The 3,261-nt window shown below is 72.5% G+C and carries 2 protein-coding genes and 1 pseudogene; all 3 read right to left on the reverse strand.

Features of this window, described 5'->3' with window-relative positions; all coding sequences use genetic code 11:
• Positions 1-897: pseudogene (locus tag B9S61_RS10530) on the reverse strand (hypothetical protein); the annotation flags it as partial.
• A gap of 34 nt (positions 898-931) precedes the next feature.
• Positions 932-1,816 carry a hypothetical protein gene (locus B9S61_RS10535; protein WP_103542022.1) on the reverse strand — a complete coding sequence of 295 codons (885 nt, stop codon included), beginning with the start codon at positions 1,814-1,816 and terminating at the stop codon, positions 932-934.
• Positions 1,817-1,865: 49 nt separating this feature from the next.
• Positions 1,866-3,261: hypothetical protein (locus B9S61_RS10540; protein WP_103542023.1), on the reverse strand; the 1,396-nt coding region annotated here is incomplete at its 5' end.

The following is a 3,261-nucleotide window of genomic DNA, read 5'->3' on the forward strand; positions in this document are numbered from 1 at the left end:
CAGCAGGTCGGCGGACCCGGCGGTGAAGTCCCGTTCGGCGATCAGTTCGGCGCGGCGGCCCAGCTTGTTGCCGAAGCCTCCGACCAGGTCGGCGAGTCCGTCGGTGTCGCGGGTGTCGGTGACGGCGCGCAGCAGCAGGTCGGTGAAGTCCGAGTCCTTCTTGACCGCGAAGAGACCGGCGGCCTCGCCCTCGTCGGCGTTCATCTCCCTCTGGTAGCGGAAGAGTTCGGGGTCGAGTCCCAGGTCACCGAGATGTTCGGTCCAGCGCTCGTGGATCTCCTCCCAGTGCACCTCGAGGTGCGGGTATGTCCTGCCCGCCTCCGTGAGGGCGTCCCGGAAGCCCTTCATGGTGCGGCGCCGTCCCCGCGCGCCCGACTGGCCCTCGGCAGGCCGCCGTACGGCCGTCGACTCGGCGACGGGGAGGTTGTCCAGGCCCAGTCCGGGGCCGGGACGCAGGGAGTACCAGGCCTCGGCGAACTTCCGCGGGTCGCTGGAGACCTGACGGCCCCGCCACTCGCTGACCTTGCCGACGACGACACACTCCCCGGTCTGCACATGCTGCCACTCGAGGGCCACATGGCCGCAGTCGTCTGCGAGCAGGAACTTGCGCAGCACACCGGAGCTGGCGCCGCCGAGGGTGTTGCGGTGGCCCGGGAGCATCACGGAGAAGATCAGCTTCAGCAGGACCGACTTGCCGCCGCCGTTCTCCAGGAAGAGCACCCCGGCGGGGGCGGGGCGGCGCGGCGGGCCGACGGGTTCCTCCTGGAAGAACTCCGCCTGCGCCGGTGCGGGGTCCGGCACGGCACCGCCGACACCGCGCAGGTCGAGCACGGTGTCGGCGTAGCGCGCACCGGCCGGCCCGATGGAGTAGAGACGGACCCGGGACAGCTCGTACATGGCGGACTCTCGTGAGGCTTCGTGAGGTGGGGGGTCAGGCGGAGTGGAACGGCAGGCCGGCGTCGGCGACCAGTTCCAGGTCGTCGGCGTCCTCGGGCGGCAGCAGGGTGGGCGTGCCGTCGGTGACGGGGACGACGCCCAGCTCCAGCAGTTCGGCCAGGGCGGCGCTGCCCGCCATGTCGCGGACCTGGAGCTGGTAGCGGGCCGTGGTGCGGTAGGTGCCTCCGTTGTCGTCGCCGGTGCGCTGGAGGAAGCCGGATTCGGTGAGGAAGGTGACGGCCTTGGCGACGATGCCGGTGGTGGAGCCCGCGAGCCGGCGGGCGTCCTTGGTGGCGCCGGCGGCGCTGCGTCTGGCCCAGATCCGCCAGGCGGCCTCCAGTCCGGGGGCGTCGCTGGCCGGGTCGGTGTTCTCGCCCTGTTCGGCGGCCCGCTCCTCCAGCCGGTGGCATGCCTGGCGGACGAAGGCGTCGACGCCGTTGACCATGACGCGGCCGATGTAGCCGTCGTCGGCGAGGTCCTCGGGTCGGGGGAAGGCCATGGCGGCGACGGCGAGATGGGCCAGTCCGTGGAGGAACCGGTCGCCGCCGTCGGCGGAGGTGCGGCGCGCGTAGTCGCCCATGCGGACGGCGAAGACGGACTCCTCGGCGGCGGTGACGGCCATACCGGCGCGCGGGGACACCTCCAGCACGATCAGTCCGAGGCCGGTGGCCACGGCGTCGGCGAGCCGTGAGAACGGCGGGTCCTCTCGGTAGCGGCGCAGCAGGTCGGCGTACTCCTGGTCGCGGGCGGGCTGGAGCTTGGGCTGGAGGCCGTAGGCGACGAGCCGCGCGGCGTCGGCGGCGTCGGCGGGTGTGACGGCGGTGCTCGCCGGTGCGGCCGCGGCCTCCGGCTCACTCCACTCGACGTGCTGCTCGGTCACGGTCGGGACTCCTTGCTCCGGGAAAACTCACTAGGGGCTGCCGCGTCGGTCATGCCGCCTCCGACCGGTCCGCGGCCATGCCCGCCGCGTCCAGCAGGGCCGTGCCGACGATGAGGTCGGCGCCGCCGAACTCGGGATCGTCGAGTTCGGTGCCGTCGTCCACCGCGAACAGCAGCTTGCGTTCACCCTGGCGGTAGGCGGTGCCGACCGGCGGGCTGGCGGCGTGGACGGCCAGCAGCGCGACCAGATAGGGAAGTTCGGGGTCCTGGCGGCGGGCGTCGGCGAGCAGGCCGGAGAGCCGGCGCGGCGCGTCGGCCGGCAGGGTCAGCAGCGCCGTGGCGGCCGTCAGCTGTTCCTCGCTGAAGCGGCTGTCGTCGGGGGTGGCGATCAGGTCCGGTTCCGGCATCTCGGCGCCGAGGTGTTCCCGCTCCACGGGCGGCGTCAGCAGTATCTCCACGAGATCGGCCACCCGGACGGACACCGGGGTGCGCAGTCCGGTGCCGTGGGCGAAGAAGGCGTCGGTGACCCGGGACGCCCGCTCCACGGGCAGCGGGAGCAGGGGCGCCAGGAGGTGGCCGTAGAGGTCGGTGCCGGAGGTCGGCGTGGGGGTGGAGAAGGCCTGCCGGTCCTGTTCGGCGCGGAACAGCGGGCCGGCTTCCAGCAGCCGGGACTGCAACTGGGTGTGGCGCCGGATGCAGTCCTTGACGATGTCCACCAGCTCGGCGGCCCGGCGTTTGTGCTCGGGGTCCTCGGACTCGTCGCGGGCCCTGCGGATGTTGGTGAGGATCGCGTTCTCGTGGCGGTAGCGGTCCGCCACGTGGTCGAGGGCTTCGGCGATCATGTCGGGCACGGTGCTGAGCCAGTCCACCGCGCGGACGTTGCGCCGGGTGGCGTCCAGGGCCCGGCGCAGGGTCTCGGAGTACTGCACGGTCCGGTAGCGGGCCTGTTCGGCGGCGAGCCGGGCGTCGGCGAGCCGGCCCCGGCTGATCAGTACCTCGAGCTTGACCTCGGCGGCGATCTGCGCGCTGGTGACATCCGTGTCCAGGGCGCCGACCAGGACGTTGACGGCTTCGTCGGTGGTCCGCAGGTACACCGTGCCGCCGGGGCCGGGGACCTCTTCGATCAGCTTGAAGTCGTAGTCGCGGCGCACATAGGTGCCGTCCGCCCCGAACACGCCGTACACCGCGCGGAAGCCGCGGTCGACGCTGCCGACGTTGATCAGGTTCTCCAGGACCCAGCGGGCCACCCGTTCGTGCTCGGCGGCCGGGCGGCGCGGGGCCTGAGCGGCGATGCGCGGGATGAGCCGGGCCACTATCTGGTCGTGGTCGGCACCCGTGTCGAAGTCCATGTTCAGCGTGACCAGGTCGATGGCGGCGAGGGCGATCTCGGCCATTCCGTACACCGAGTACTCGCCGGCCAGGTTGGCCTTGCGCGCGTCCAGGTCG

The sequence above is a fragment of the Streptomyces sp. SM1 genome (assembly GCF_002910825.1).
In the GTDB taxonomy this organism is placed as follows: domain Bacteria; phylum Actinomycetota; class Actinomycetes; order Streptomycetales; family Streptomycetaceae; genus Streptomyces; species Streptomyces okerensis.